Genomic DNA, 26,913 nt, shown 5'->3' with positions numbered 1-26,913 from the left:
GCTTCGCGGGCCCCGGGGACGGGGGAGACCCTGATGCGCACCCGGGAACGTGCTCCACGGTTCCGTCCTCCCTTGCCGGACGGGCTGGGTGGGTGCCGCTCGACGGGCTGGGGGCGGCGGCCCCGGTCGTCGCTCTACGGGCTCGATGCGTGGCGGGTCAGGAACGACGACACCTCCGGCGCCCCCGCCCGAGGGCCCAGCACACGCGCCGCGCCCGCCAGCATCCCCCGGATCCGCGACGACTGCACCCGGGTCAGCAGGTCCAGCACCTGGTGCCCCGTCGCCGCCGCCTCGTCCGCCCGGCCCGCCCGGGCCAGGTCACCCGTGAGCTGAGCCCGGTACAGGGCGAGGTTCCGGGTGAAGTGCGCGTCCTGGAGCACCACCGCCCGCCGCCCGTGCCGCGCCGCCCGGGACCAGTCGCCCAACGCCGACCAGCACTGCGCCTCCAGCAGCTCCAGTTCGGCCTCCCGGAAGAAGCTCATCCACTCGGGGTCGCCGGACGCGGGCCCGCGGTCGAACGCCGCCCGGGCCCGCCCGATCGCCCGGTCGCACCCCGTACGGTCACCGAGCCCCGCCCGGCCCCCCGCCTCCCGCAGCGCGAGCAGCGCCAGCAGCCGGGGCGACCCCAGCGTGCGGGCCGCCCGTTGACCGGCCTCCGCGGCCCGTACCGCCTCGCGCGGCCGCCCCGCGTCCCGGGCCAGGAAGGACGTGTTGCAGAACGCGTGGGCCTCGAGACCCGCGTCCCCCGCCAGCCGCGCCGTGGCCAGTGCCTCCGCGTAGTGCGAGCGGGCGTCGTCGAAGCGGCCCGAGTCATGGGCCAGCCACCCCACCGAGATGGCCAGCTCGCCCGCGCCCGCGTGGAGCCGGTCCGAGGTGGTGCGCCGCGCGGTGCTCCCGGCGTCCAGCAGCTCGTACGCCGCGCGGAGCGGCTGTGCGGCCCGCCGGTAGAGCCCGTCCGCGCCGTGCCGGTCGTCCAGCAGCCGGATCTGGCGTACGGCCTTCTCGACGGCGATCACCTCCGCCTCGCCGACCCGGCGCTGCGTGGGCAGAGAGACCCGGGCGGCGGAGGCGGGCGCCCCGCCGAGACCCAGGGAAGCGGCCGCCACCGTGGCGGTGCCGCTCGTCATGAACACGCGACGCAGCACGTCGCTCTCCTCGGGGATGTCGTCGGGATCGGTGTCGCGGGGCGACGGGGCGGCCGTGGGCGGGCACGGAGGCGGGGGTTCCGATACGACCCGGGCGCCCCGGCCCCGTACGCTCTCGCGGGCGGAGAACCCCAGGTCGGTCAGGGAGGAGCCGGGGAACATGTGCAGGAAGACGCGTTCGTAGGCGTAGTTGGGGCAGCGGATCTCCCCGGACTCCACGCGTCCGATGTACCGGGCGTCGCACGCGACCTGCTCCCCGATCTCCCGGGCCGCTCTGCGGACGGCCGCCGCGAACTCCCCGGCGGAGCGCCGGCCGCGCAGCTGACGGAAGGCGAGGTTGGGAACTGCCCCTGTCGACGCCATGTCCGGCCCCTCTCTGGTGCAGGCCGGGGGTCGTGCCACCCGGCGTCCCCGGGTCTCCCCGGTCGCCCCGGCCTCCCCGGAGTTCCGGTGTCCCGGCGGAGCAAGAACGTACCTGCTGTGACGAGTCGCACACACAGCGTTTCGGTGCGAAATCGGTCATACCGCCCGTGATCCGCCATGAACTGCCACCCTTTGCGGCGGTGTGAGCCCGTAGCCCTTGACGCGCCCGCGCGTTGGTCCCTGCGGAGACGGAGTGTGGCTCCGTTCGGCGATGAGAGGAGGGGTTCCCTTGTTGCACCTCGGCAGGGAGACCGGCTCACGGACGACCGCGACGACCCCCGCCCCGGCGGGCCCGCCCCTGGACCTCGTCACGGTCCCGGCGCGGCAGGGCCTCGAAGCAGTCGACATCCTCCGCCGCGGCCGGTACCAGGAGGCCGTCGGCCCGGTCCTGCACGACGGGACGTGCGACACCCTCGGCTTCCTCGTACCGCCGGGCACCGCCGACGGCTGGGACGTACCCGGCAGCGCCTGTACGCGGACCGACGGCCGCGGGCTGCGCATCCCGACCGAGCCGCCGGTCTCCGGATCCGGCTGGCTGCTCCCGCCCGCCGAGGACGCCCCGGTCACCGATCCGGCCGTGCTGCGCGCCGCCCTCGACCAGGCGGCCCGGCTGATCGAGGCGGCCGACAGCTGTCGCTGAGCCCATAATGGCCGGACGGGCGGAACACCTCCGCGCGTCTCCGCCAGGCCGGCGACCCCGGGCCCCCACCAGCAAGGACCAGCGAACGTGGCACGTCGAGGAACGCCGGGCCGGGGCAAGGGGAAAGGCGCGGAGAAGGCCGCCACCGGGAGCGCGAAGGCCAAGGGCCGTCAGGAACGCCCGGGCTCCGGGCGCGGCGGGGGCCGGGGTGAGCGCGAAGCCGTCTCCCGGCCGGTCGGCGGCGGCGTCGCCGAGCTCCGGCCCGACCGTGAGCGCCCGCACGGCTGGACGCTCCTGATCGACAACGCCCCGCAGTCCCACGTGGACCTCGACGACCCCACGTACCTGTCGTTCGCCTACCAGCGCCGCCTCGGCCACATCATCGACCTCGCCGCGCCCCCGCTCCAGCCGCTGCACGTCCTGCACCTGGGCGGCGGCGCGTTCACCCTCGCCCGGTACACCGCCGCCACCCGGCCCCGCTCCACCCAGCAGATCGTCGAACTCGACGCGCCGCTCGTCCAGTTCGTCCGCGACCACCTGCCGCTGGACCCCCAGGCCCGCGTCCGGGTCCGGGCGGCCGACGCCCGCGAAGGGCTCGGCAGATTCCCCGACGGCTGGGCCGACCTGGTCATCGCGGACGTGTTCGGCGGGGCCCGTACCCCCGCCCACCTCACCTCCGCCGAATTCCTCGGCGAGGTACGCCGGGTGCTGAAACCCGAGGGGCGCTACGCCGCCAACCTCGCCGACGGGCCCCCGCTCGCCCATCTGCGCGGCCAGGTCGCCACTGCCGCCGCCGTCTTCCCCGAACTGGCGCTGGCCGCCGACCCGGTGGTGTGGCGGGGCCGCCGCTTCGGCAACGCGGTCCTGCTCGCCTCCGCCCTGCCGCTCCCGGTCGCGGAGTTCACCCGGCGGGTGGCGAGCGATCCGCACCCCGGCCGGGTCGAACACGGCCGTGCGCTCACCGACTTCACCGGCGGTGCGGCCGTCGTCACCGACGCGGCGGCCAAGCCGTCGCCCGCGCCCCCGCCGTCCGTCTTCGAGAACCCCTGACCGGGCCACCACGGCCTACGGTTCGACGACCTGCACCGTCGGCGGCGTCCCGTTCCAGGTGCAGAACACCGAATACGTCGTGCCGTTCGTCCCGCCCCCGTCGCTGAAGTCCACCCGGATCCAGGCGTCGTTCGTCCACACCTGCATCGACCAGCCCGGCTCGGGCGTCGCCGAGACCAGCTTCGCCGAGTCGGCGCCCAGCTCGAACACCACCCGGCCGCCGTCGGTCCGATAGCCCTTCACCCGGCCCGAAGCCTTCGCCGGAGTCGTCCGCGCGGGCGGCTTGGCCGACGGCGTACGCGAAGGGCTCGGGGCCGACTTCGAAGGGCGTGCGCCGCCGGTGCTCGGCGAGGCGGGGACGGAGGGGGAGGGCGACGTCCGGTGCGTCGAGGAGACGAGCGGTGCCTCGGTGCTCTGCCCGATGCGCTGAGGAGCCCCCGCGCCCACCGAGATCGGCACGGCGCGGGGCGGGTCGTACGCCGTCCCCGTCATGACCGTGTGCACACCCCACCACGAGAGCGTGACCGCCGCGCCGGTGGCGAGCGACCACGCCAGCGCGTGTACGAGTCCTCGTTGCATCGGGCACATCCTGCACCACCCGGCCCGCTCCTGGAACCGCGCGGTCCGCTCCGGACCCCCCAAGGGCCCGGCACGGACCGCCTCGGAATCCGTCGCGCCGACGGGGCGAACGCCCTTCTCCGGCCTTTGCGGAGGATTCCGACGGGGCCGGGACCGGGCCCCTCGCCATGGCGTACGGTGCCGCCCATGGCAAGTGTGCTCGTGGTCGAGGACGACCAGTTCGTACGTTCCGCCCTCATCCGGCACCTCAGTGAGGCCTCCCACACGGTACGGAGCGTGGGCACCGCGCTCGAAGCGCTGCGCGAGGTCGCGCACTTCCGCTTCGACGTGGTCATCCTCGACCTCGGGCTGCCCGATCTGGACGGGGCGGAGGCGCTGAAGATGCTGCGGTCCATCACCGACGTCCCCGTCATCATCGCCACCGCCCGGGACGACGAGAGCGAGATCGTCCGGCTGCTCAACGACGGCGCCGACGACTACCTGACGAAGCCGTTCTCCGTCGAGCACCTCTCCGCCCGGATGGCCGCCGTGCTCCGCCGCTCGCGCGCCGCCGGGGGCGAGGCGCCGCCGCCCCGGGTCCTCCGCGTCGGCGGGCTCTCCATCGATCCGCTGCGCCGCAGCGCCGAACTGGACGGGGCCGAACTCGACCTGACCCGGCGCGAGTTCGACCTGCTCACCTTCCTGGCCGGGCGGCCCGGCGTGGTCGTCGCCCGCAAGGAGCTGCTGGCCGAGGTCTGGCAGCAGTCCTACGGCGACGACCAGACCATCGACGTCCACCTCTCCTGGCTGCGCCGCAAGCTCGGCGAGACCGCCGCCCGCCCGCGCTACCTGCACACCCTGCGCGGCGTCGGCGTGAAACTCCAGCCGCCGGCCGGCGCCCCGGACGCCGGTGCGCCGGTCACGGAGCCGCCCGCATGAGATGGGCCCTGGTCAAGGTCTGCCTGGCGGTCACCGCGATGGTCGTCATCGCCTTCGCCGTACCGCTCGGACTCGTCATCCGGGAGATGGCCAGCGACCGGGCCTTCTCCGACGCCGAACGCCAGGCCGGGACGATCGCCCCGACCCTCTCCATCACCACCGACCGCGAGGAGCTGACCCGGGCCGTCCTGTCCACCGAACCGGGCGACCGGGGCCACCTCGCCGTCCACGTTCCGGCCCCCGGGAAGGCGGCGGACGGAACCGGCGGCGAGGCGCTGGACATCGGCACCCGGCGCGCCACGCCCAAGGACGTGGAGACCGTGCGCAAGGCCGGACGGGCCTCCATCACCGAGGTCGCCGGCGGGTTCGCGCTCCTCCAGCCGACCGCGCTGAGCACCGGCGAGATCGCCGTCGTCGAGGTGTTCGTCCCCGAGGGCGAGGTCTCCCACGGGGTCGCCACCGCCTGGCTGATGCTGGCGGGCGTCGGCGTCGCCCTGATCGTCGGCTCCGTCGCGGTCGCCGACCGGCTCGGCGTGCGGATGGTGCAGCCCGCCCAGCGCCTCGCCGGGGCCGCCCAGGACCTGGGGGAGGGGCGCCTCGGCACCCGGGTCCCCGAGGAGGGGCCCACGGAACTGCGGTCCGCCGCCGTCGCGTTCAACTCCATGGCCGACCAGGTCGTCCAGCTCCTGGCCAACGAACGCGAGCTGGCCGCCGACCTCTCGCACCGGCTGCGCACCCCGCTCACCGTGCTCCGGCTGAACGCCGCGTCCCTCGGCGAGGGCCCGGCGGCCGAACAGACCCGGGCGGCGGTCCAGCAGCTGGAGCACGAGGTCGACACGATCATCCGCACCGCCCGCGAACAGCGCCCGCAGACCCAGGGCGGGCAGGCGGAGGCGGGCTGCGACGCCTCCGAGGTGATCCGCGAACGCATGGGCTTCTGGTCGGCGCTAGCCGAGGACGAGGGCCGCGAGGTGCGCCTCGCGGGAGTCGGCCGTACGGTACGCATCCCCGTCGCCCGGACCGAACTGGCCGCCGCGCTCGACGCGTTGCTCGGCAACGTCTTCCGCCACACCCCCGAGGGGACCGCCTTCGCCGTCGACGTCCACCACAGCGGCGACGCGGTCATCGTCCTCGTCTCCGACGCCGGCCCGGGGATCGACGACCCGAAGGCGGCCCTGGCCCGGGGCACGAGCGGGCGCACCGGGGCGAGCGGCTCCGTCGGCTCCACGGGCCTCGGCCTGGACATCGTGCGCCGGGTCGCCGAGTCCACCGGCGGGGACCTGCGCATCGGCCGGTCCGTCCTCGGCGGCACCGAGGTCCGGATCTGGATCGGCCTGCACGGCAACCGCGCCGAGCGCGGCCGGCGCGGCCACGGCCGCCGGGTGGGCCGCCGGATCGGGTGGCGGCGGCGGAAGGACGCCCGGACCACGACCGGCCCGGGGGCCCAGCATTAACCGGCTCCGATGCGTTCCTTAAGCGGAACCTAAGAACACCCGCCCCTGTCCGTAACGCCCGCTTCGCCCGTTGCGCAGGCGCTAGCGTTCTTCCTGAAGCAACCCCGGGAAGTCGTCGAACCCCCACCTCCCCCGGGGCCCCCACGTCGGCCCCCGCCGCCACCGTTCGCCCCGGTGGCGGCGGGGACACCGGCTCCCCCGACCGCCGTACCGGACCAGGCAGGCCCCATCGCCGTACCGGACACGCACGCCCCCCCACCGCGCGTCCCGGCCGGACCCCACCCCACCCCACCTCCGGCCGGGACGCGTTCCGCCCCGGGCCCCGAAGATGTCCTCAGACGCCGGACGGGCCGGAAGTGCCGCCCGCCCGCCACTCCTCCGCGTACGCGTCGAAGATGGCCCGCAGATGGTGGCCGATCTTCAGGTAGTCCAGGTCGTCCAGGTTGGCCAGCGACACCCGTACCGACCACTGAGGCCCGTCGAAGCCGCCGCCGTTGAGCAGGACGACGGAGGTCTGCTCGGCCAGCCGGAACAGCGGGTCCACCGGCTCGTAGTTCCGCTCCAGGAATTCGGCGAACGGCCTTCCGTGGACCCGCTCCGCCTCGGCCAGCAGATCCAGTTCGATGTAGTACGCCGCCCGCTTCGGGTCCTCCGAGATCTTCATGTGCGCGCCCTCCAGCAGGAGTTCGAGCCGCTGCCGCACGATCGCCCGGATCCGGTGCTTGTACGCCTGTCCCTCGTCCAGCATGTCGAAGAGCGAGAACAGCGCCATCATCACCTGTTGCGGCAGCGAGAGCCCCGCCGTGTGGTTCAGTGCCACCTGTCGGGAGTCCGCCACCATCCGGTCGATGAACCGCATCTTCTCCGGCTCCAACGCCAGCGAGCCGTAACGCCTGTTGAGCCGATCCTTCTGCTCCTGGTCCTGCTCCGCCAGCATCGCGTCGATCACGTTGTCGTCGTGCAGCGCGATCACCCCGAGCCGCCAGCCGGTCGCCCCGTAGTGCTTGGAGTAGGAGTAGACGAGGAGGGTGTTGCGCGGCAGGTCGGCCGCGAGCGAGCGGAAGCCCTCGACGAAGGTCCCGTACACATCGTCGGTCACGATGATCAGGTCGGGGTTGTGGCCGTTCACGATGGACACGATCTGCTCGGAGACCCGTGAGGAGAGCGCCAGCGAGGGCGGGTTGCTCGGATTCACGCAGCAGACCAGCTTGATCGAGGGGTCCGCGAGCTTCGCGATCTCCTCCTCCGGGTAGCGCCACTGCCGCACCCCGGTCTCGGTGAACAGGCTCGCCTCCACGTGCACCACGTCGAAGTCGTACGTGTCCAGCTCGGGGATCTCCAGGTACGGGGTGAACACCGGCACCATCAGGGCGATCCGGTCGCCCTTGCGGAGGATCCCGTTCTTCACCAGCGAGTCGAAGATGTAGCACATCGCCGCCGTGCCGCCCTCGGTCGCGAACAGGCTCAGCGTCTGTCCCTCCGGCGGCCGGTGGTCGAACATCTCGTCCGCGACATAGCCGCGCACGATCTCCTCGGTGTGGCGCAGGATCCGGTCCGGCACGGGGTAGTTGTCCCCGATCGAGGAGTCCGCCAGCTCGTGCAGGAGCGCCTCCCGGTCGAAGCCGAACCGCTTCACCGCCAGGTCCACGCTCGCCTTCAGCAGCTCGATGCCCGGCAGCTCCGGATGCGTACGGACGAAGTGGTCGAAGCGCTCCGCACACCCCGCCTCCTCCGGCATGCCGCCCAGGTGGTCGGCCGTCCACACCCGCCGGGACTCCGAGATCGCGAAGTAGCCGAGCGCGTGGTACGCCTCGCGGGGGCCGGTGGCGACCCAGTTCGGGTTGCCCCGGCCGGCGTTGAGCATGGCCCGGGTCGTCTTCCCCTTCTGGCCCGGCCGGTCGCTCTGCGCGTCCGTCGCGATCCGGATGAACGTGTCCTTCAGCTCGAAGGGGGAGAGCTGGGCGTAGGACCGGATCTGGTCACGGCTGAGGCTGGTCTTCGGCATGGTGGTGTCCGTTCCGTACGGGGCGGGGGCGCGAAGGGCGGTCACGTCAGGACCCCAGGACGCCGACCAGGATCGGCCCGGTCAGCGGCAGCAGGAAGTTGGAGAGCGTGTACGTGATCGTGTAGCCGAGAAGCGGGACGGAGCTCTGGGCCACCTGGGTGATGGAGGTGATCGCCGGGGTCGAGCACTGCTGGCCGGCGATGGCGCCGATCAGGAGCGGCTTCTCGATCTTCAGCAGCTTGGTCCCGACGATCAGCGAGATCGTCGCCGGGACCAGCACCATGGCGATGCCCGCGAACGGCAGCAACGCCCCGTACTCCTTCAGCAGCGGCCAGGCCTGCGGGCCCGCCGCCAGTCCCGTACAGGCGATGAAGACGGCCAGACCCATGTCCTTGAGCGTGGTCGCGGCCTGCGGCGGGAACGCTCCGAAGGTCTGGCTGCGGGAGCGGAACCAGCCGAAGACCAGACCCGAGATGAGACAGCCGCCGCCGGTGCCGAGCGACATCGGGACATCGCCGAGCTTGACGACGATCTGGCCGAGCAGCGATCCCGCCACGATGCCGAAGCCGAGGTAGACGAAGTCGGTGGCGTCGTTCTTGACCACCGCGCCGAGCTTGGCGACCAGCCGGTTCAGTCCGCCGCGGGCGCCGACGAGGGTGAGGACGTCGCCCCGGGCGAGGACCGTCTCCCCGCTGGCGGGCAGATGCTGGTCGTTGCGGAGCACATCGGTGATGTACACGCCGTCCTTGCGGAACTCCGGGTGCCGCTTCTCCAGCCGGTCGATGGTCGCGCCGACCGTCTCCTTCTCGGTGACGGCGACCTGGCTGGTGGCCAGCGGGGTGTCGAGTCCCGGCACGGCCGGGGTCTCCGGGCCGATCTCCCGGCCCGCGTCGATGATCGCCGCCCGCACCCCGACCACCTGGACCAGGTCGCTGAGCGTCAGCTTCAGGCCGGGGGAGGGCGTCAGCAGCCCGCTGCCGCGCTTGACGCCCTCGACGGTGATCCGGCCGCCCATGGCGCTCTGGAGATCACCGACGGTCCGGCCGTCCGCCCGCGTCACCAGATACGTACGACCGACCGTGCCGGGCAGCGCCTCGCGCTCGTCGGACTCCAGACCTGCCTGCCCGCCGCGCATCTTCTCCCACAGCTCGCGCGAGGCGTCCGCCAGGTTGATGCGCAGCAGCATCGGCATGATCTGGCTGGTGAACAGCACGATCGTGATCAGGCCGAAGAGATAGCAGACGGTGTAGGCGGTGGCCACATGCCCCTGGTACCGGGTGATCTGCTCGGAGGTCAGATCGCTGAGCTTCCCGATCGCCTCGCTGGCCGTGCCCACGACGGCGGACTCGGTGGCCGCGCCCGCGAGGATGCCGGAGGCCGTGCCCACGTCCAGGTCGAAGGCCTTGGCCAGCCCGAACGCGATGCCGAGGACGCAGACCAGCTCGATCAGGCAGAGCGCGAAGAAGCGCAGGCTCCTGCGGTTGAGGTTGGCGAAGAACTGCGGTCCTGCCAGGTAGCCGAGCGAGAAGATGAACAGCGCGAAGAAGACCGTTTTGACGTCGTCGTCGACGCTGACGTGGCGGGTGCCGATCAGCAGCGACACGATCAGGGTGCCGCAGATACCGCCGAGTGTGATCGGGCCTACGCGGAGCTTACCGACGAGATAGCCGGCCGCGAGGCAGAAGAAGAGGGCCAGTTCGGGATGGTCGCGCAGGACGCCCATCTCGCCTCACTCACCGGGGCCGGGGTCGGCGACCAGGATGATCAAAAGGAGCATAAGGGAGAAATTAGCAGGGGCGATGTCCACCGGCACCTCGCCCGGCCCCTGGGTGCCCCCTTCACCTTCCGACGGGAGGGCTGTCCGGAACCCCCCTCCGTGACGCGCCGGACATCCCTCGGCAACGGAATCGTCTTCAACTCTTGACACCCACCCCCTGGAGGCAGGAACCTTCCGGCATCGATGCATGGGAGCGCTCCCATGCGCCATTGCCGGATCCCCGGAACAAGGAGCAGTGGAATGCGCATCACCCGCAGCGTTGCCGGTCGACGCCACAGAACCGCCCTCGTGGCCAGCACGGGCCTCACGGTCACAGCCCTCCTCCTCACCGGATGCGGCGGCTCGTCCGACTCGGACAAGGGAGCCGACGCGAACGGCAACATCACGCTGACCGTCGCCGACTTCGGGCAGTTCGGCTACAAGGAGGCCGGACTCTTCGAGAAGTACCACGAGCTGAACCCGAAGATCACGGTCAAGGAGGACACCACCGCCGAGGAGAAGAACTACTACCCCAAGCTCCTCCAGCAGCTGAACTCCGGCAGCGGCCTCGCCGACGTCCAGGGCATCGAGGTCGGCCGGATCAAGGAGATCGTCGACACCAAGGCGGACTCCTTCGCCGACCTCTCCAAGGTCATCGGCGTGGACGAGTGGGTGTCCTGGAAGGCGAAGCAGGCCACCGCCCCCAGCGGCGCGGTCATCGGCGCGGGGACCGACATCGGCCCCATGTCCCTCTGCTACAACCGCGAACTGTTCGAGAAGGCCGGGCTGCCCACCGAACGGGACGAGGTGGCGAAGCTGACCGAGGGCGGCTGGGAGGCCTACCTCGCCCTCGGCGAGCAGTACAAGAAGAAGGCCCCCGCCGGCACGTACTTCATGGACTCCGCGAGCGCCATGTTCAACGCCGTGGTCAGCTCCAGCCCCGAGCAGTACTACGACGCGGACGGCAAGCCGGTCTACGAGACGAGCGCCAGCGTCCAGAAGGGCTGGGACCTCGCCGCCCAGGCCGCGTCCAAGAAGCTGACGCAGGGCCTGGCCCAGTTCGAGGACCAGTGGCAGGCGGCCCTGCGCAAGAGCACCGTGGCCACCGTCGTCTGCCCCGCCTGGATGGCCGGCCAGATCTCCACGTACGCCGGTGACGCCAACAAGGGCAAGTGGGACATCACCAGCGCCCCCGGCGGCACCTCCGCCAACTGGGGCGGCTCCTTCCTCGCCGTCCCCAAGTCCGGGAAGAACGTGGACGAGGCCGCCAAGCTCGTCAAGTGGCTGACCGCCCCCGAGCAGCAGGCCGCCGTCTTCAAGGCGATCGGCGTCTTCCCGTCCAACAAGGGCGCGTACGAGCTGCCCGACGTGAAGAACGCGACCCTGCCGTACTTCAACAACGCCCCCATCGGCCAGATCTACGCCGACGGCGCGAAGTCCATCCCCGAGGCGGTCCTCGGCCCGAAGGACGGCGTGATCAAGGACTCCATCTCCACCCAGATCAACAACATGGAGCAGCGCGGCACCAGCCCCGACAAGGCCTGGGACGCGGCCGTCCGGACGATCGAAAAGGCCATCGGCTGACCTGATCCGGGCCCTCATCGCCCCCCGGGGCGGGCGGCAGCTGTCCCGCCCCCGCCCGCCCCGGCCCGCCCGCCCGACTCCCCAGCCGCCCCCAGGGAAGGACTCCCCGCCCGTGGCAACCTCGACCCCCACCCGGGACGCGGACGCGCAAGCGCCCCGCACATCGAAGAAGGAACCGACCCCCGAGCGGCGGCAGTTGTGGCGCAGCCGGCTGTGGCGGTTCGACGACAAGGCGTCCCCGTACGCCTACATCGCCCCGTTCTTCCTGATCTTCGGGGCCTTCGGCCTCTATCCGCTGCTCTACACCGGCTGGATCGCCCTGCACCGGGTCTCGATGACCGGTCTGGACTCGATGGAGTGGGTCGGCTGGGAGAACTTCGACAAGATCCTCAACGACCCCGAGTTCTGGACGTCGGTCAGCAACACCTTCCTGATCGGCGTCATCTCGACCGTCCCGCAGCTCCTGATGGCCCTGGGCCTCGCCCATCTCCTCAACTACCGCCTGCGGGGCAGTACGTTCTGGCGCACGATCATCCTCACCCCGTACGCCACCTCCGTCGCCTCGGCGGCCCTCGTCTTCGCCCTGGTGTTCCGGGCCGACGGCGGACTGCTCAACTGGACGCTCGGCCTCGTCGGCTTCGACCCGGTCAACTGGGCCAACGGGCACTGGACGTCGAAGCTCGCCATCTCGATCATCGTCATCTGGCGGTGGACCGGCTACAACGCGCTGATCTACCTGGCGGCCATGCAGGCGGTCCCCAACGACCTCTACGAAGCGGCCTCGTTGGACGGGGCGTCGCGCTGGCAGCAGTTCCTCAAGGTCACCATCCCCTCCCTGCGCCCGACGATCCTGTTCACCATCGTCATCTCCACCATCGGCTCCATGCAGCTCTTCGGTGAACCGCTGCTGCTGGAGGGCGGTGCGCTGGGCGCCACCGGCGGCAACGAGAACCAGTACGAGACGCTCAGCATCTACCTCTACAACTACGGCTGGAACCTCGGACATCTCGGCCCCGCCGCCGCCGTCGCCTGGGCGATGCTCGCCCTCCTGCTGCTCATCGCCGCGGCCAACTGGATCGTCGGCCGATTCTTCCGCACGTCCGCGGTCCGACCGGGAGCGCCTTCATGACCCTGACCAGCCCCACGCCGACCACCCCCGTGAAGCTCGCGCCGACCCCGAGGAGCGGCGGGCCCTCCCGTCCGAGCCGCTTCCGGATGGGCGCCGGACAGCATCTGAAGGGCGGCCCGTTCGCCTACGCCGCGCTCGCCGTCGTCGGCTTCGGCTCCCTGCTGCCGCTGTACTGGACCCTGGTCGCGGCCTCCCGCACCCAGGACGAAGTCCTCGCGTCCACCCCGCCGTTCTTCCCCGGCGGAAAGCTGATCGAGAACGTCCAGACCGCATGGGAGCAGGCCAACCTCGGCAAGGCGATCCTCAACAGCGTCATCGTCTCGTCCTCGATCACCCTCGCCACGCTCTTCTTCTGCACGCTCGCCGGCTACGCGTTCGCCAAGATGCGCTTCCGGGGCCGTGGTTGGCTGATGACCGCGGTCATCGCCACCCTCACCATCCCGCCGCAGCTCAGTGTCGTCCCGCTGTTCATGATGATGTCCGGCCTCGGCTGGGGCGGTCAGCTCGAATCGGTGATCTTCCCGACCCTGGTGAGCGCCTTCGGGGTGTTCTTCATGCGCCAGTACCTGATCGAGGCCCTGCCGTACGAGCTGATCGAGGCGGCCAAGATCGACGGCGCGAACAACTTCCGTATCGTGCGCAGCGTGGTGCTGCCGGTGGCCCGGCCCGCGATGATGGTGCTCGGGATGCTCACCTTCGTCCAGGCGTGGAACGACTTCTTCTGGCCCTACCTGGCCCTCAACCAGCAGAACCCGACCCTTCAGGTCGCCCTCGGCCAGCTCAGCGCCTCCTACACCCCCGACCAGTCCATCGTGATGGCGGGCGCGCTGATCAGCACACTGCCGCTGCTGGTGGTGTTCGTCCTCTTCGGCAAGAAGATCGTCGGCGGCATCATGTCCGGCGCGGTCAAGGGCTGACCACTCCCGCTTACCCCTCCTCCTTTCCCCGCCTTCTCACCTCTCAGGGAGCGCTCCCGCATGACAGCCGTCCGACCCGACACGGTCCCGCAGCAGGTACCCGCCGCCCAGGCCCCCTTCCCGACCGGCTTCCTGTGGGGCGCGGCCACCGCCGCCTACCAGGTGGAGGGCGCGGCCGCCGCGCGGGGCCGCACCCCCTCCATCTGGGACACCTTCAGCCACACCCCCGGCAAGGTCCTGAACGGCGACACCGGGGACGTGGCCGCCGACCACTTCCACCGCTACCGCGACGACGTCGCCCTGATGAAGCGCCTCGGCCTCCAGGCGTACCGCTTCTCCGTCTCCTGGTCCCGGGTCCAGCCCACCGGCCGGGGCCCCGCGATCGAACGCGGCCTGGACTTCTACCGCTCGCTCGTCGACGAGCTGCTGGCCGCCGGCATCAAGCCCGTCGCCACCCTCTACCACTGGGATCTGCCGCAGGAGTTGGAGGACGCGGGCGGCTGGCCCGAACGGGCGACGGCCGAACGGTTCGCGGACTACGCGGCCATCATGGCCCGCGCGCTCGGCGACCGGGTCTCGATGTGGACGACGCTGAACGAGCCCTGGTGCTCGGCCTTCCTCGGCTACGGCTCCGGGGTGCACGCCCCCGGCCGCACCGAACCGGCCGCCGCGCTGCGGGCCGCCCACCACCTCAACCTCGCCCATGGCCGGGCGACCGAGGCGCTGCGCGCGAACCTCCCCGCTGCCGCGCAGACCTCGGTCACCCTCAACCTCCACCAGGTGCGCCCGCTGACCGACAGCGCGGCGGACGCGGACGCGGCCCGCCGGATCGACGCGGTCGGCAACCGGGTCTTCACCGGTCCGATGCTGAAGGGCGCCTACCCGGAAGACCTGCTGGCCGACACCGAGCGCATCGTGAACTGGGACGGCCTGATCCACGAGGGCGACCTCGACGCCATCGCGGCCCCCATCGACGTCCTCGGCGTCAACTACTACACACCCACCATCGTCTCGACCCCCGCGGACGGCGCCGGGGACACCCGCAACGACGGTCACGGCAGCAGCGACCACTCCCCGTGGCCCGGCTCCGAGCACGTGGCCTTCCACCTGGCCGAGGGCAAGCCCCGTACCGCCATGAACTGGTCGGTCGACCCGAACGGTCTGCACGCCCTCCTCATGGACGTCGCGCGCGAACATCCGGACCTGCCGCTGATGGTCACCGAGAACGGTGCCGCCTTCGACGACGCCCCCGACGCGGACGGCAGGGTCCACGACCCCGAGCGGATCGCCTATCTGCACGGCCACCTGGAGGCGGTCCGCCGGGCGGTGGCCGACGGGGCCGACGTGCGGGGCTACTTCCTCTGGTCCCTGATGGACAACTTCGAGTGGGGCTACGGCTATGCGAAGCGTTTCGGCGCGGTGTACGTCGACTACGAGACCCAGCGCCGTACACCGAAGTCCAGCGCCCTCTGGTACGGCGACGTGATCGCCCGTCACGCGCTGCCCCCGCAGGCCTGACCCTTTCGTCAGCAGTGGGCCCGGTCATCCCCGTGACCGGGCCCACCGCCGTTTCGCCACCCCGTTTGGGAGCGCTCCCATTACCCTGTCCGTACGCTCGTCGAGGTGATCGGTCCAGGACTTGGATTGACGTTACGGCTGTGAGAAATTGACCGGGAACGGGGAGGCGGCCATGGCGGCAGCGCGAGTACGGAGCGGCGGGCGGCCCACGCTCGAAGAGGTGGCGGCACGGGCCGGCGTCGGCCGGGGCACCGCCTCGCGGGTCATCAACGGCTCGCCCCGGGTCAGCGACGCGACCCGGCAGGCGGTCGAGGCGGCCGTGGCCGAGCTGGGATACGTCCCCAACCGCGCCGCCCGCGCCCTGGCGGGCAACCGCACCGACGCCATCGCCCTGGTGGTGCCCGAGCCGGAGACCCGCTTCTTCGCCGAACCGTACTTCTCCGCCATAGTGCGCGGCGTCGGGGCCGCCCTGGCCGACACCGAGATGCAACTGCTCCTCACCCTCGTCGGCAACGACCGCGAGCGCCGCCGTCTCGCCCAGTACCTCACCGCCCACCGCGTCGACGGGGTCCTCCTGGTCGCCGTGCACGCGGACGACCCGCTGCCGGAGCTCCTGGAGCAGCTGGGCATGCCCTGTGTGATCAGCGGCGCCCGGCACGCGGCCGAGACGCTGCCCTCGGTCGACTCCGACAACTTCGAGGGCGCGCGTGCCGCCGTGGAGCACCTGGTCTCCCGGGGCCGCCGCCAGGTGGCCACGATCACCGGCCGCCTGGAGGTGTACGGGGCCCAGCGCCGCCTGGACGGCTACCGCGCGGCGGTCGCCGCCGCCGGGCTGGCCCCCGACGAACGCCTCATCGCCCCCGCCGACTTCACCGAGGAGGGCGGCGCGGGGGCCATGCGCGACCTCCTGGCCCGCCGCCCCGAGCTGGACGCGGTCTTCGTCGCCTCCGACGTGATGGCCGCCGGTGCCCGTCAGGTCCTGCGCGAGGCGGACCGCCGCATTCCCGAGGACGTGGCCCTGGTCGGCTTCGACGACTCGGTCGTCGCCCGCCACATGCACCCGGCCCTCACCAGCGTCCGCCAGCCGATCGAGGAGATGGGCCGCCGCATGGCCCAGCTCCTCCTGGACGAGATCGCGGGCCGCACCCCGGGCGACGAGCGCCCCTCGGTGGTCCTGCCCACGGAGCTGGTGGTCCGCGACTCGTCGTGACGGAGCGCCGGTACGCCCGGGCTTCCGCTCACCGGCCGCTCACCGGCCGTCGGCTCCGGGGCCGTCGCCCGCCTCCAGCGCCAGAAGGTACTTCTTGGCGTCGACCCCGCCCGCGTATCCGGTGAGCGTTCCCGTCGATCCCACGATGCGGTGGCAGGGCAGCACCACGCACAGCGGATTCGCGCCGAGCGCGGTGCCCACGGCCCGGGCGGCGCGCGGCCGGTCCAGCGCCCGGGCCAGCGCGCCGTACGTCGCCGTGCTCCCGTACGGGACGAACGCCTCCAGGCTCGACACCGTCTCCCGGCTGAACGGAGTGGCCAGGCACAGGTCCAGCGGGAGGCCGAAGGAGCGCAGCCGCCCGGTGAGATACGCGTCCAGCTGGGCGCCGGCCTCGTCGAGGACGGCCCGGCGCGCACCCCCGCCGTCCTGACCGTCCCGCCCGGCCTCCCGCAGACCCGCGCGGGCGAGCCGGGCCCGGACCTCGGCCAGGGGCTGGAAGCCGCAGTAGACCAGCGCGTCCGCGGTGGCGGCGAGTCTCAGGTCGCCGAGGGGGGTCGGGAGGACGGTGAGCGACACGGTGCTCGTGCCGGTCCGTCCGGCTGCGGAAGCGCTCGTGGGCATGGTGGGTACTCCGTGGGTCGTCGGGGTGGTGCCGGCCCGGCCGGGCCGGGTCAGACAGCGACCGGGCGGCAGCTCTTGCACGCCCGGTAGCCCGCGCCGCGGGCATCCCTGGCCGTACGGAACGGGACGCGGTGCGCCGGGGTGATCCGCCGGGCGTGCGCGCAGGTGGGATGGCAGTAGATATGGGTGGTGTCGCTGCCGAGGAGCGTGTCGCCGCCCCGGGCCCACTGCCGCACCGCGACCATGTCGACGCCCTCCGCGCCGCGCAGCGCGTCGCCCACCTCGGGGGCGTACGCCGCGTCGCACGGGGTGCCGTCGTCGTGGGTCGCGCGGTGGCACGGGACGAGCACGGTCACCGGGTTCCTCGCGAGGAAGCCGACCACCGCCCGCGCGTCCGACCCCGTCGGCGACCCCGCCTCCCGCGCGATCCAGGTGACCGGGCGCAGCTGGCCGGGCGGAATGGAGCGCACCGCCTCCAGCACGGCACGCTCGTCCGCGGGCAGTCCCGACAGGTCGATCGTCAGCTGCCGGGCGCGGCCGGTGCGCAGGGCGGGCCGCAGACCGGCGGGCGTTCTGTCGGTGGGGATCGCGGAACGGCCGACGCGACGGCGGTGCGCCTCCTCGAACCGCTGCGGAGCCAGACGCTCCCGCCCCGGGCCGTGCCGGGCCTCCAGCGCGGCGCCCGTGACGGCCTCCGGACCGAAGGCGACGAACAGCCCGCCCCCGGCCGTCTCCAGGCGTACGTACGTGTCGTAACGGCTCTGAGAGATGCCCGCGCGCCGCAGGACCCGCAGGGCGAAGTCCTCCGGAGTGGTCGCTCCACGCGGGCCCAGGGCGGCCAGCCGGGGCCCCAGGTCGCCGTACGAGGAGAAGATCTCCTCGTTGTCGTGGTTCACATCGCCACATCCTTCCGCACCGCTTCCTGCGGTTCGAGCAGTCGGCGCAGATGACCCAGACCTCGGGACACCTGTGCCTTCGCCGTGCCCACCGGGCACCCCTGCACCTGAGCCATCTCCCCATAGCTCAGGCCCATCACATGCCGGAGCACCACCGGTACGCGGTAGATCTCCGGCAGTTGGGACAACGCCTCGACCAGCCGGCCGCGGTCCTCCGCCGTCGCGGCCCGCTCCTCGGGCCCGGGCCTCCCGTCGCTCCACAGGTCTTCCGCGTCCTCCACCCGCATCGCCGAGACCGGGCGCCGCACGCTGGTGCGCACGTGGTTGCGCCACACGTTGGCCGCGATGGTCAGCAGCCACGCCCGCGGCAGCAGGGCCCTCCGGCGATCGCCGGAGTAGCCCCGCAGCGCCGTGTAGGCACGCAGGAACGTGTCCTGTCCCAGGTCGTCCGCCTCGGCGGCGGACCCGGTCACCCGCAACAGGAAGATGTGAACCACTTGCGCGTGGATCCGGACCAGCTCGGTGAAACCGCCGTCCAGATCCGTGGCGAGTAATTCGGTCAGCTGCTTCGCCTCGTCGTCCATCACTGAGGAAACACCGTCCCGATGAATAGGGTTGCCAGGGTGGCGAAGCCGCGGGCCCCAAGCGGCCGTGGAGTGTTCACACGGTCCGGGGGGTGAGCGCCGGAACGTCCAGTTCGGGGGCGCCGGACCTGATGGCCTCGTAGAGGTCCTGCATGCGCGGCGTGGGCTCTATGCCGAGGGTGTCGCGCAGCGCGCTGCTCAGCGCGTGGTGGACGGTGACCGCCCGCGGCCGGTACCCGGACCGGTGCAGGGCGAGCATGTACTGGGCGTGGATGTTCTCGTGCGTCGGGTGCTGTACGGCCAGGGCGGCGAGCTCGTCCAGGAGCTCACGGTGCCGGCCGACCCGCAGGTCCGCCTCGATGCGGCGTTCGAGCACGCACTTGCGCGTCTCCTCCAGCTCGACCAGATGGGTCCGGCTGAGGGGGCCCGTCCGCACGTCCTGGAGCGCGGGTCCACGCCACAGGGCGAGGGCTTCGGAGAACCGGTCGGACGCCTGCTGGAAGCGGCCCGCCGCCGCGGCCTCCTGGCCGAGCCGGTCCATGTGCGCGAAGCGGAACCGGTCGAAGGAGTGCGGTGCGACGTTCAGCTGGTAGCCGTGGTTCTGGGTGACCAGGGTCCGGCTGTGGACTTCGGCCGCTGTGCAGCGGAGAGCCTGTCTTATGTGGAGTACGTAGGTCTGGAGCGTGGACATCGAACTTTTCGGAGGATGGGAGTCCCACAACTCCTTGATGCAGTCGCTGGCCCGCACCATGCGGTTCGCGTTGAGCATCAGGAAGGCGAGCAGCTGGCGCGGCTTCGGCGCGCTCGGGGTCAGGTCGACCCGGCCGCTGACCAGGACCAAAGAACCTAAAACGCCCATTTCCATTGCCTTCTCCGTATCTTCGGGAGACTCCGGTACTCGCGATGGCCGACGTTAGGCACCCGGTTTCGGGCACGTCAATTCCATGGAAACGAATCGAGCCGTTCTGAGCCGGCCGCCGTCGGGGTGTTTCCCCGAAGCGGCCGGGAACTCATGCGCGCACGCAGGCCAGCCGCTCTTCGATCTCCGACGCGGCTGTCGGCCCGTATGCCTCTTTGATCCCGCGGACGAGGACGGCCAGGGAAAGCGTGTACTCCTGCGGCCCCACCGATTCGAGCACCGTGGTGGCCATCGCGCAGCCGAACTGGGCGGCGCGCTCGTACGGCCAGCGCCAGCCCACGCCCGCGAGGAACCCGGCGCGGAAGGCGGCGCCCACCCCGGTCGGGTCGGCCGGCCTCTCGGTGGGGACGGCGGGGATCCGCAAGGTCGGCCCGTCGGTGCGCGCCACGGTGGCGCCGTCCGCGCCCCGGGTGGTGATCCAGGTGCCGACCCGGGCGAGGACGTCGCCGCGGGACCAGCCGCTCCGCTGCAGGAGCAGGGCGGCCTCGTACTCGTTGGTGAAGAGGAAGCGCGCCCCGTCCACGAGCCGGCGGGTCTCCTTCCCGTCCAGGCGGGCGAGTTGCTGGGAGGGGTCGGCGGCGAAGCCGAGTCCCAGCCGGCGGCACTCGTCGGTGTGGCGGCGCATCGCCTCGGGGTCGTTGGGCGCGATCACCACCAGGTCGATGCCGCCGACCCGGCGCGCCGTCGAGGCGAGGGTGATCTCCCGGGCCTCCGCCATCGCACCGGAGTAGAACGCGGCGATCTGGTTCTGGTCGGCGTCCGTGGTGCACACGAAGCGCGCGGTGTGGAGCGATTCGCTGACCCGTACCAGTTCGGTGTCCACGCCGTTGTCATGCAGCCAGGCCCGGTAGCCGGCGAAGTCCGCGCCGACCGCACCGGCCAGCACCGGGCCCAGGCCCAGCCGGCCGAGAGCGACGGCGATGTTGGCGGCGGAACCGCCCCGGCGGATCTCCAGCGAGTCGGCGGCGAAGGACAGCGAGAGCCGGGCGGGCCGCTCGGTGATCAGCTGATCGGCGAAGCGCCCGGGGAAGACCATCAGATGGTCGGTGGCGATGGAACCGGTCACGGCGATGCGCACGGCGGCTTCTCCTTGGACCTGGCGATGCGGTGCGTCGGGAAGGGATCGGAAGGGGAAAGGGCTTGCGGGCCGCCGGGCGCCCCGCCGGTCAGGCCGGACGGGCGGGACGCTCCAGCGCCCGGTCGACCAACGGGCCGGCCGCCCCGGTGTAGCCGAGCGGATCCAGCAGGACCGACAGCTCCCGGGGGTCCAGGCACGCGGCCACCCCGGGAAGCGCGGCGAGCACCTCCGCCAGCGGGCGGCCGGTGTGCCGGGCGGTCGCGGAGGCCTCGGCCAGCAGCTCCTGGGCCCGGCCTCGTCCCAGCCCCGACGCCAGCGCGGCGGCGACCCGTTCGGAGGCCATCTGGCTCCCGGTCACCCGCAGGTTGCCGCGCATGCGTTCCGGCCTGACCACGAGCCCTTCGGCGAGTTCGACGGCGGTGTGGGCCGCGCCGCCGGCCAGCCGCAGGCAGGCGCGCAGCAGCGGCCACTCCGCGTGCCAGACACCCGCCGAGCGCTCGTCCTCGGCGAGCATGCACTGGGTCAGTCCGGCCGTGAGCGACGGAACCTGGAGCGCCGCGCTGCGGATCAGAGTGGCGAGAACCGGATTACGTTTGTGCGGCATGGCCGACGAGCGGCCGCGGCCCGCGACGGCCGGTTCGGCCACCTCGTCGACCTCGGTGCGGACCATCGACTGCACATCGACGGCGATCTTCCCGAGCGCGCCCGTGGTGAAGGCGAGCGCGGCGGCCAGGTCCGCGACCGGCGTACGCAGGGAGTGCCACGGCGTCCTCTGCCGCGCCAGGCCGGTCTCCGCCGCGAACGCGCCGTTCAGGGCGTCGAGATACGCGCCGCGATCGAGCCCGGCGGGTGTGCCGCCCGACGCCGCGATCGCCGCGTACTCCAGATAGCCGGCCAGGGTGCCCGCCGCGCCGCCGAGCGACACGGGCAGCCCGCCCGCCAGCACCCCGGCCACGCGGTCGGCCGCGTCGAGCACCAGATCGCGCCAGCCGGCCGCCTTGAGGCCGAACGTGGTCGGCACCGCGTGCAGCGCCAGGGTCCGGCCGGCCATCGGCGTGTCCCGGTGCGCGGCGGCCAGGGCGTACAGCGCGTCGGCGGTGCGCCGCAGATCGGCCAGAAGCAGTCGTGCCACCCGGGCGGACACCAGCATCGCACCGGTGTCGAAGACGTCCTGGCTCGTCGAGCCGCGGTGCACGTACTCGGCGGCGGCCGGGTCGCTCAGCGCCACCAGCCGGGTCAGCTCGCGCACCAGCGGCACGACGGGGTTCGCCGTCTCCCGCGCGGCCAGCGCCAGCGCCCGTACGTCGAAGAGTTCGGCGCGCGCCGCCTCGGTGATGGCGGACGCCGCGCCGGGCGGCACGGTGCCCAGCGTCGACTGCGCGCGGGCCAGGGCCGCTTCGGCGTCCAGCATGGCCTGGAGCCACGCCCGGTCGTCGACGGCCGCCTCGACGGGGGTGCCCGCGCACACCGGAGCGAGCAGTCCGGCGTCCGGCCCCGGCTCGGCCGCCGTCATGCCAGCGCCTGCGAGAAGTCGCTGTCCTGGGCCGGTTCGTCCGCCGCGCCGCCCGCCGGCTCCTGGCGGAGCACCGTCCGGGCCAGGGCGTCCGCGTCCCCCAGGATCGCCGAGTTGACGCCCGGCCGGATGCCCGCCGCGGTCACCCAGTGGACGGCCTCGGTGGGCACGCCGTACGCGAACCGGCGCGGATGGGCGCGTCCCTCGGCGTCCACCACCCGGTAGGGCCGCTCGGTGACGGCCAGACCGCCCGTCTCGTAACGCGTGCCGCAGGCGCCGTCGATGCGGTAGGGGCTCGCCTGACCGGTGGCCAGCAGATAGGCCAGCAGCGGGTCACGGGTGCGCCGCACGTCCGGCTCGGGCAGCCGGGCCTCGATCAGCACGGCGGCCCGCACCGGCGGTCCGCCCACCCGGTCGGAGGCCGCCACGAAGGACGCCCCGCCTCCGGAATCCGGGCTCCCGCTCTCGATGACCACGCTCATCCCGGGCCCCAGGACGTCCAGGACCCCGGCCTCCAGCAGCGCGATCATCTCCTCGATGCGCGAGAGGGGCGGCCCGATCGACAGGAACGCGTTGAGCGGCGTGTACCAGCCCTGGAGTTCGTCGCGGTAGGAGTTGCCCTCGACGCGGCCGTGGTCCACCGCGATCCGAATCTCGTTGCGCAGGTCCCGCAACACGTCCAGCGCGGCCTTCAGCGGCCCGCTCACATTGCCCGCACGGGCCTCGGCGACATCCCGGGCCAGATGCCCGAGCAGCCAGTCGCGGAAGTCGTCCCGGCCCGCGAACACCCGGTCGCCGTAAGGCCGGGAGATCCTCTCCCAGTCCCAGCGATCGGCGGGAGCGACGGCGTACGCGTCGAGCAGATCCTGTTCGGCCCGGCCCGGGGGCGCCGCCAGATAACGGGCGGCGAACTCCTCGGCCCCCGACCGGTCCCCGGACCGGACCCCCGGCCGCTCGTCCCGCGCACGCAGCAGAGCGGCGTAATACACGCTCTCCACCTCCTTCGCGATCAACGGCCACAGGTCGGTGCCGAAGTACAGGCGCTCACCGTCCACGGCGCGCCGGTGCAGTCGGGCGATCGCCTCCTCGGTGAGGAGCACCGGCAGATGACGGCCGTGCGCGCCTTTCTCGTTCTCGCCGCGCGCGTGGTACGGGACACCGCGTCGGGAACCCGCGTACAGGCGCGGCTCACGACCCGAGGGCCGGTAGACCAGGCGGGCGCCGGAGCGTTCGAAGCGGCCGCCCCGGCCGAGCGTGAGGAGTGCCATGTGGTCGAAGAAGTTCAGCCCGAGACCGCGCAGCAGCACGGCTTCGCCGGGCCGGACGGCGGACAGGTCCACGTCCGCGGGGTTGGCCGGCAGGATGTGGACGAGGCCGCGCGCCCGCGATTCGCGGGCGAGGCGCTCCTCGGCCGGCGAGTTCTCGGCCGGGACATGGCCCTGGGCGAGCACCACGGCGTCCAGGCCGGTGATGCGGGTGCCGTCCGCGAGGGTGAGCGTCTGCGCCCCGGAGTCCGTGCTGTCGTCGAGCGCGACGGCGAGGGAGCGGTGCGTCACGACGCGGACGTGGCCGGGGGCCGTCGCCACCGTACGGTCGAAGGCCTCCTCCAGATAGCGGCCGTACAGCGCCCGGCTGGGATACGAGTCAGGGCCGAGGGACGCCGCCTCGGCCAGGAACCCGTCCTCACGGCCGGACGCGGTCGACCGTGGGCTTCCGTTCTTCGCGAGGGACACGGCCCACTCGTACAGACTCGGCCCGGCCCGGACCGGCCCCTCCATCGCCACGCTGGCGTCGGTGTGCGCGGTGACCTGCGAGGCCACCGTGTTCATCAGCAGATGCGGTGACTGGTCGGTCCGCCAGACCCGGCCCGGGCCGGGTCTGGCCCGGTCCACGACGTGAACGGTCACCGCCGTGCGGGAGGCGGCCTGCCGTTCGTTGGCGCAGATCCGCTCCAGCACGGCCAGGCCGCGGGGCCCGGCACCGACAATGCAGACTGCGAGGTACCCGCTGCTCATCCGGATTCTCCGTTACGTCTCGAAGGGGCCGCACCAGCGGCCCGCCGGGCGGACACCCCTAGGCCGGGGCGGCGACCAGGAGGCTGGTCTCCAGTGCGAGGGGGTGCACGGATTCCGTCCGGAACCCGGCCGCGCCGAGTACGGCCGCGTAGCCCGGCCCGGTCCGCTCGCGGCCGCCGGCCGCCATCAGCAGATGGAGGTCCCACAGCAGCGGCAGAAGGTGCGATCCGTCCTCGGGGATGACCCGCTCGACGATCAGCAGCCGCGAGGAGTCGGGCATGGCCCGGCGGACGGTGGACAGCAGCCGCACACAGTGCTCGTCGTCCCAGTCCTGGAGGACCCGCGAGAGCAGATAGACGTCGGCGCCGCCCGGCACCTCGTGGAAGATGTCGCCGCCCCGCGTCGCGTAGCGGCCGGGGCCGACGGCCTCGTCGAGGTACCGGGCGGCGATCGGCAGCATGTGCGGCTGGTCGAAGAGGACGCCGTGCACCCCGGGGTGGGCCCGCATCACCGTCGCCAGCAGCGATCCGCTGCCACCGGCCACGTCCACGACGGTCCTCACCCCGCCGAAGTCGAAGGCGTCCAGGACGTCGGGGAAGAACACGTTGCCCGCGTTCATCGCCCGCTGGAACTTCGGCCCGGCGCTCGGCTCGTCGCGCAGGTACGCGTGCAGCGTGGTCCCGAAGGCGTGGGCGAACCCGGACGTGCCGCTGCGGACGGCGGGGACCACCGACCCCCAGGCCCGGTGGAACTCCTCGCCGTAGATGCGGACCATGTCGCTCATGGACTGGTCGGCGCCCTCGCGCAGGCACTCGCTGACGGCGGTCGGGCGGTAGCCGTCGCGCCCGTTGCCGCCGAAGACCTCCATGGCCGTCAGCAGCCGCATCAGCCGCGTGATGGCGTCCTCGTCGGCTCCGGCCGCGGCCGCCAGCTTCTCGTCGGTGAGGTGTCCGGCGGCGATGTGGTCGGCGAGGCCCAACGCCACCGCCGCGTACAGGGCTTGGGACTGCCAGGCGCCGGTGACGATGTCGACGACCCGGCGGGCTGCGCTCCGGTCGGCCATGGGGAGGGCCTTTCTGTGGGACGGGGCGGTGAAGGGCCGGCCGGAGGGGTCAGCCGGTGTGCGCGGAACCGTCGGGGGCGGCCACGGCCACGGCGCCGGTGGTCGGCTCGTGGAGCAGCCGGCGGTGCTTCTCGCGCAGCCGGCGCTTGAGGACCTTGCCCGTCACCCCGACCGGCAGCTCGTCCCGTCCGGCGGCCAGCACCAGTGCGTGCAGCCGGGCCAGGCCGGCCCGGTCGAGGGCCTCGTTGCAGACCCGCAGCACATCCGCGGGCACCCGCTCGACGTCGTCGGCGTGGTAGACGACCGCGACGGGTACCGACGCGTCCGACGGGCCGGGGCCGTCGACGGCCACCACCGCCGCGTCCAGCGCCCCGGTGGTCAGCAGGACGACCTCCTCCAGCGGAAGGCTGTAGACCTCGCCGTCGGCGGTCTTGATGACGTCGGGGGTGCGGTCCAGGTGGTACCAGCGGCCCTCGGTGTCCCGGCGCACGATGTCACCCGTGAGGAAGTAGCCGTCGACCAGCGATTCCTCGTTCAGCCGGGGGTCGTCCCAGTAGCCGGGCGTGACGCTGGGGGTGCGGACGCCCAGGCGGCCGGCCTGACCGGCGGGCGCCTCGCGGCCCGACGCGTCCAGCACGGCCGCGCCGCGCACCACCCGGGCCGGGGTGCCGATCAGCCGCCCGTACCGCGAAGTCTGCGCCGTGTACGCCTGCTTGAAGAGGACCATGCCCATCTCGGAGGAGCCGAGCCCGTCCAGGTAGACGGAGCCCGCGGTCCTCTTCGCCCCACGGCCCCGGCTGCCCAGCGCGACCAGCGGGCGGACATGGCGTTCGTGCGAGGCGTCGCCCATGCCGTTCCAGAGCCGGATGTGCTGGGCCGCCTCCGGGCGGATCCGGTCGGGGTCGATCTCGGCGAGCGTCAGCGGGAAGCCGAGCACGGTGCTGGGGTGGAAGGCGTTGATGGCCCGGACGACCTTCTCGCCGTCGGCGTTGTCCAGGATCAGGGTGGGGATCCCGAGCAGGATCGCCATGCTCAGGTAGCTGATGCCGGCCGAGTGGCTGTGCGGCAGGGCGGTCAGCAGCCGGTCGGAGCGCAGCGACGGGAAGGTCCACAGCCGCTCGCGCTTGCCGACGAAGAACGAACCGTGGTGGAAGACCGGCGCCTTGGGCCGCCCGGTGGTGCCCGACGAGTGGGAGATCATCACGAGGTCGTCGGCGGAGTGCCGGTGCGGGAACCGGGGCAGCGGCCGCGCGGGGAAGCGGGCGGTCGTGTCCAGGACGTGGATGTCCTGGAGCCGGGGAGTGTCCCTCGTTCCGGCCGCCGCCCACGCCTCGGCGCACGCGTCCAGCAACACCGTGTCTCCGACGACGAGTTGTGACTTTGTGCGCAGGAAGTACTCGGCAGCGGTGGCCGGTTCCATCCGTGGATTGCAGTGCACGGCCGCGGCGCCCAGTCCGGTGAGGGCGATGTGGTGGATCAGTCCGAACAGCCCGTGCCCGGTGATGACGCCGACGTGGCTGCCGGCCGTCACCCCCTGCCCGCGGTACCAGTTCGCGTACCGGATCGCGGCGACGCGGATGTCGTTGAGGGACAGGCCCTCCAGCTTCTCCTCCGGCCAGGAGGGGGAGGTCACGTCGGGGTGGAAAAGCAGCGGCCGGTCGCGGTCGGACGCGACCTTCCAGGCATGCCAGAAGAAGTTCCCGGCGCCCAGCCCGCGGTCGGCGAAGAGCCGCAGGCGCTGGGCCGGGGACCGGTGTGTACCGAAGAGGAACATAGAACTACCTCTCGCTCCGCAGGGAGAGCCGCATTAAGGAGGGCGGTGTTCCGGGGTGCCCGGTGGACGATTGCCACCCCGGCCCTGGGAAGTCTGTGAGATCCTTCTAAAGATTCGGTCCA

Annotated in this window: 22 protein-coding genes; 9 read left to right on the top strand and 13 right to left on the bottom strand. The window is 72.5% G+C overall.

Translation table 11 applies throughout. The features are described 5' to 3' along the window. Positions 1–134: 134 nt before the first annotated feature. On the bottom strand, positions 135–1,508 hold the full coding sequence (locus CCZ36_RS11000) for a tetratricopeptide repeat protein (RefSeq protein WP_128817556.1): 1,374 nt from the start codon (positions 1,506–1,508) through the stop codon (positions 135–137). A 289-nt stretch (positions 1,509–1,797) separates the two neighbouring features. On the opposite strand from CCZ36_RS11000, the gene CCZ36_RS10995 reads away from it, so the two are divergent. Continuing rightward, on the top strand, positions 1,798–2,208 hold the full coding sequence (locus CCZ36_RS10995; RefSeq protein WP_234427804.1) for a hypothetical protein: 411 nt from the start codon (positions 1,798–1,800) through the stop codon (positions 2,206–2,208). Between the two features lie 87 nt (positions 2,209–2,295). Beyond that, a complete protein-coding gene (locus CCZ36_RS10990) occupies positions 2,296–3,258 on the top strand; it encodes a spermidine synthase (RefSeq protein WP_069738576.1) in 963 nt (320 codons plus the stop codon). A 15-nt stretch (positions 3,259–3,273) separates the two neighbouring features. Here the strand turns inward: CCZ36_RS10990 and CCZ36_RS10985 are convergent, their stop codons facing one another. Further along, on the bottom strand, positions 3,274–3,837 hold the full coding sequence (locus CCZ36_RS10985; protein ID WP_069738577.1) for a hypothetical protein: 564 nt from the start codon (positions 3,835–3,837) through the stop codon (positions 3,274–3,276). A 186-nt stretch (positions 3,838–4,023) separates the two neighbouring features. Between CCZ36_RS10985 and CCZ36_RS10980 the strand changes: the two genes are divergently transcribed. Further along, positions 4,024–4,755: a response regulator transcription factor gene (locus CCZ36_RS10980; protein ID WP_079134128.1), complete on the top strand. Its 732-nt coding sequence runs from the start codon at positions 4,024–4,026 to the stop codon at positions 4,753–4,755. Further along, positions 4,752–6,209: a sensor histidine kinase gene (locus CCZ36_RS10975; RefSeq protein ID WP_069738579.1), complete on the top strand. Its 1,458-nt coding sequence runs from the start codon at positions 4,752–4,754 to the stop codon at positions 6,207–6,209. Before CCZ36_RS10980 ends, CCZ36_RS10975 begins: the two co-directional genes overlap by 4 nt. Positions 6,210–6,543: 334 nt before the next feature. Here CCZ36_RS10975 and CCZ36_RS10970 read toward each other — a convergent pair whose 3' ends face one another. Both CCZ36_RS10970 and aspT read right to left on the bottom strand, forming a co-directional pair. Continuing rightward, positions 6,544–8,214, bottom strand: a complete 1,671-nt coding sequence (locus tag CCZ36_RS10970; RefSeq protein WP_128819440.1) for a bifunctional aspartate transaminase/aspartate 4-decarboxylase — start codon at positions 8,212–8,214, stop codon at positions 6,544–6,546. A gap of 46 nt (positions 8,215–8,260) precedes the next feature. Then, a complete protein-coding gene (gene aspT, locus CCZ36_RS10965) occupies positions 8,261–9,937 on the bottom strand; it encodes an aspartate-alanine antiporter (RefSeq protein ID WP_128817555.1) in 1,677 nt (558 codons plus the stop codon). Positions 9,938–10,231: 294 nt separating this feature from the next. Between aspT and CCZ36_RS10960 the strand changes: the two genes are divergently transcribed. The 5 genes from CCZ36_RS10960 to CCZ36_RS10940 all read left to right on the top strand — a co-directional run bounded on the left by CCZ36_RS10960 (position 10,232) and on the right by CCZ36_RS10940 (position 16,328). Next, a complete protein-coding gene (locus CCZ36_RS10960) occupies positions 10,232–11,554 on the top strand; it encodes an ABC transporter substrate-binding protein (RefSeq protein WP_069738581.1) in 1,323 nt (440 codons plus the stop codon). A gap of 112 nt (positions 11,555–11,666) precedes the next feature. After that, on the top strand, positions 11,667–12,683 hold the full coding sequence (locus CCZ36_RS10955; protein WP_069738582.1) for a carbohydrate ABC transporter permease: 1,017 nt from the start codon (positions 11,667–11,669) through the stop codon (positions 12,681–12,683). Next, positions 12,680–13,600 carry a carbohydrate ABC transporter permease gene (locus CCZ36_RS10950; protein ID WP_128817554.1) on the top strand — a complete coding sequence of 307 codons (921 nt, stop codon included), beginning with the start codon at positions 12,680–12,682 and terminating at the stop codon, positions 13,598–13,600. The genes CCZ36_RS10955 and CCZ36_RS10950 overlap by 4 nt, the downstream gene beginning before the upstream one ends. Positions 13,601–13,660: 60 nt before the next feature. After that, a complete protein-coding gene (locus CCZ36_RS10945; RefSeq protein WP_128817553.1) occupies positions 13,661–15,118 on the top strand; it encodes a GH1 family beta-glucosidase in 1,458 nt (485 codons plus the stop codon). Positions 15,119–15,290: 172 nt separating this feature from the next. Next, positions 15,291–16,328 (top strand): LacI family DNA-binding transcriptional regulator, encoded by a 1,038-nt coding sequence (locus tag CCZ36_RS10940; protein ID WP_069738585.1) that lies wholly within the window; start codon positions 15,291–15,293, stop codon positions 16,326–16,328. A gap of 39 nt (positions 16,329–16,367) precedes the next feature. Here CCZ36_RS10940 and CCZ36_RS10935 read toward each other — a convergent pair whose 3' ends face one another. The 9 genes from CCZ36_RS10935 to CCZ36_RS10895 all read right to left on the bottom strand — a co-directional run bounded on the left by CCZ36_RS10935 (position 16,368) and on the right by CCZ36_RS10895 (position 26,791). After that, a complete protein-coding gene (locus CCZ36_RS10935) occupies positions 16,368–16,949 on the bottom strand; it encodes a methylated-DNA--[protein]-cysteine S-methyltransferase (RefSeq protein WP_237302627.1) in 582 nt (193 codons plus the stop codon). Between the two features lie 50 nt (positions 16,950–16,999). Then, positions 17,000–17,845, bottom strand: coding sequence for an MGMT family protein (locus tag CCZ36_RS10930; protein WP_079149634.1), 846 nt, complete (start codon positions 17,843–17,845; stop codon positions 17,000–17,002). Next, the gene (locus CCZ36_RS10925) at positions 17,842–18,429 is read right to left on the bottom strand and encodes an RNA polymerase sigma factor (protein ID WP_069738586.1); all 588 of its coding nucleotides are present in this window, start codon (positions 18,427–18,429) and stop codon (positions 17,842–17,844) included. The genes CCZ36_RS10930 and CCZ36_RS10925 overlap by 4 nt, the downstream gene beginning before the upstream one ends. 76 nt (positions 18,430–18,505) lie before the next feature. Continuing rightward, the gene (locus CCZ36_RS10920) at positions 18,506–19,294 is read right to left on the bottom strand and encodes an AfsR/SARP family transcriptional regulator (RefSeq protein ID WP_069738587.1); all 789 of its coding nucleotides are present in this window, start codon (positions 19,292–19,294) and stop codon (positions 18,506–18,508) included. Positions 19,295–19,439: 145 nt separating this feature from the next. Next, entirely contained in the window at positions 19,440–20,426 is a 987-nt protein-coding gene (locus CCZ36_RS10915) for a carbohydrate kinase family protein (RefSeq protein WP_128817552.1), read from the bottom strand. Between the two features lie 88 nt (positions 20,427–20,514). Continuing rightward, a complete protein-coding gene (locus CCZ36_RS10910) occupies positions 20,515–21,939 on the bottom strand; it encodes a class-II fumarase/aspartase family protein (protein ID WP_128817551.1) in 1,425 nt (474 codons plus the stop codon). Then, positions 21,936–23,954: an FAD/NAD(P)-binding protein gene (locus CCZ36_RS10905; protein ID WP_128817550.1), complete on the bottom strand. Its 2,019-nt coding sequence runs from the start codon at positions 23,952–23,954 to the stop codon at positions 21,936–21,938. Before CCZ36_RS10905 ends, CCZ36_RS10910 begins: the two co-directional genes overlap by 4 nt. Positions 23,955–24,012: 58 nt before the next feature. Continuing rightward, positions 24,013–25,017 carry a methyltransferase gene (locus tag CCZ36_RS10900; RefSeq protein WP_128817549.1) on the bottom strand — a complete coding sequence of 335 codons (1,005 nt, stop codon included), beginning with the start codon at positions 25,015–25,017 and terminating at the stop codon, positions 24,013–24,015. A gap of 49 nt (positions 25,018–25,066) precedes the next feature. Then, positions 25,067–26,791 (bottom strand): class I adenylate-forming enzyme family protein, encoded by a 1,725-nt coding sequence (locus CCZ36_RS10895; protein WP_128817548.1) that lies wholly within the window; start codon positions 26,789–26,791, stop codon positions 25,067–25,069. Between the last annotated feature and the right edge of the window lie 122 nt (positions 26,792–26,913).

Source organism: Streptomyces sp. S063, from assembly GCF_002832675.1.
Lineage (GTDB): Bacteria > Actinomycetota > Actinomycetes > Streptomycetales > Streptomycetaceae > Streptomyces > Streptomyces sindenensis.
This window is presented reverse-complemented; position numbering and strand designations above follow the sequence as displayed.

Bases quoted from the DNA above. Each gene is read 5' to 3' on its own strand.
- CCZ36_RS10980 (WP_079134128.1), top strand. From the start codon at position 4,024: ATGGCAAGTGTGCTCGTGGTCGAGGACGACCAGTTCGTACGTTCCGCC.
- CCZ36_RS10960 (WP_069738581.1), top strand. From the start codon at position 10,232: ATGCGCATCACCCGCAGCGTTGCCGGTCGACGCCACAGAACCGCCCTC.
- CCZ36_RS10975 (WP_069738579.1), top strand. From the start codon at position 4,752: ATGAGATGGGCCCTGGTCAAGGTCTGCCTGGCGGTCACCGCGATGGTC.
- CCZ36_RS10910 (WP_128817551.1), bottom strand. From the start codon at position 21,939: ATGACGGCGGCCGAGCCGGGGCCGGACGCCGGACTGCTCGCTCCGGTG.
- CCZ36_RS10925 (WP_069738586.1), bottom strand. From the start codon at position 18,429: ATGGACGACGAGGCGAAGCAGCTGACCGAATTACTCGCCACGGATCTG.
- CCZ36_RS10905 (WP_128817550.1), bottom strand. From the start codon at position 23,954: ATGAGCAGCGGGTACCTCGCAGTCTGCATTGTCGGTGCCGGGCCCCGC.
- CCZ36_RS10920 (WP_069738587.1), bottom strand. From the start codon at position 19,294: ATGGAAATGGGCGTTTTAGGTTCTTTGGTCCTGGTCAGCGGCCGGGTC.
- CCZ36_RS10970 (WP_128819440.1), bottom strand. From the start codon at position 8,214: ATGCCGAAGACCAGCCTCAGCCGTGACCAGATCCGGTCCTACGCCCAG.
- CCZ36_RS10950 (WP_128817554.1), top strand. From the start codon at position 12,680: ATGACCCTGACCAGCCCCACGCCGACCACCCCCGTGAAGCTCGCGCCG.
- CCZ36_RS10945 (WP_128817553.1), top strand. From the start codon at position 13,661: ATGACAGCCGTCCGACCCGACACGGTCCCGCAGCAGGTACCCGCCGCC.
- CCZ36_RS10935 (WP_237302627.1), bottom strand. From the start codon at position 16,949: ATGCCCACGAGCGCTTCCGCAGCCGGACGGACCGGCACGAGCACCGTG.
- CCZ36_RS10900 (WP_128817549.1), bottom strand. From the start codon at position 25,017: ATGGCCGACCGGAGCGCAGCCCGCCGGGTCGTCGACATCGTCACCGGC.
- CCZ36_RS10940 (WP_069738585.1), top strand. From the start codon at position 15,291: ATGGCGGCAGCGCGAGTACGGAGCGGCGGGCGGCCCACGCTCGAAGAG.
- CCZ36_RS11000 (WP_128817556.1), bottom strand. From the start codon at position 1,508: ATGGCGTCGACAGGGGCAGTTCCCAACCTCGCCTTCCGTCAGCTGCGC.
- CCZ36_RS10985 (WP_069738577.1), bottom strand. From the start codon at position 3,837: ATGCAACGAGGACTCGTACACGCGCTGGCGTGGTCGCTCGCCACCGGC.
- aspT (WP_128817555.1), bottom strand. From the start codon at position 9,937: ATGGGCGTCCTGCGCGACCATCCCGAACTGGCCCTCTTCTTCTGCCTC.
- CCZ36_RS10895 (WP_128817548.1), bottom strand. From the start codon at position 26,791: ATGTTCCTCTTCGGTACACACCGGTCCCCGGCCCAGCGCCTGCGGCTC.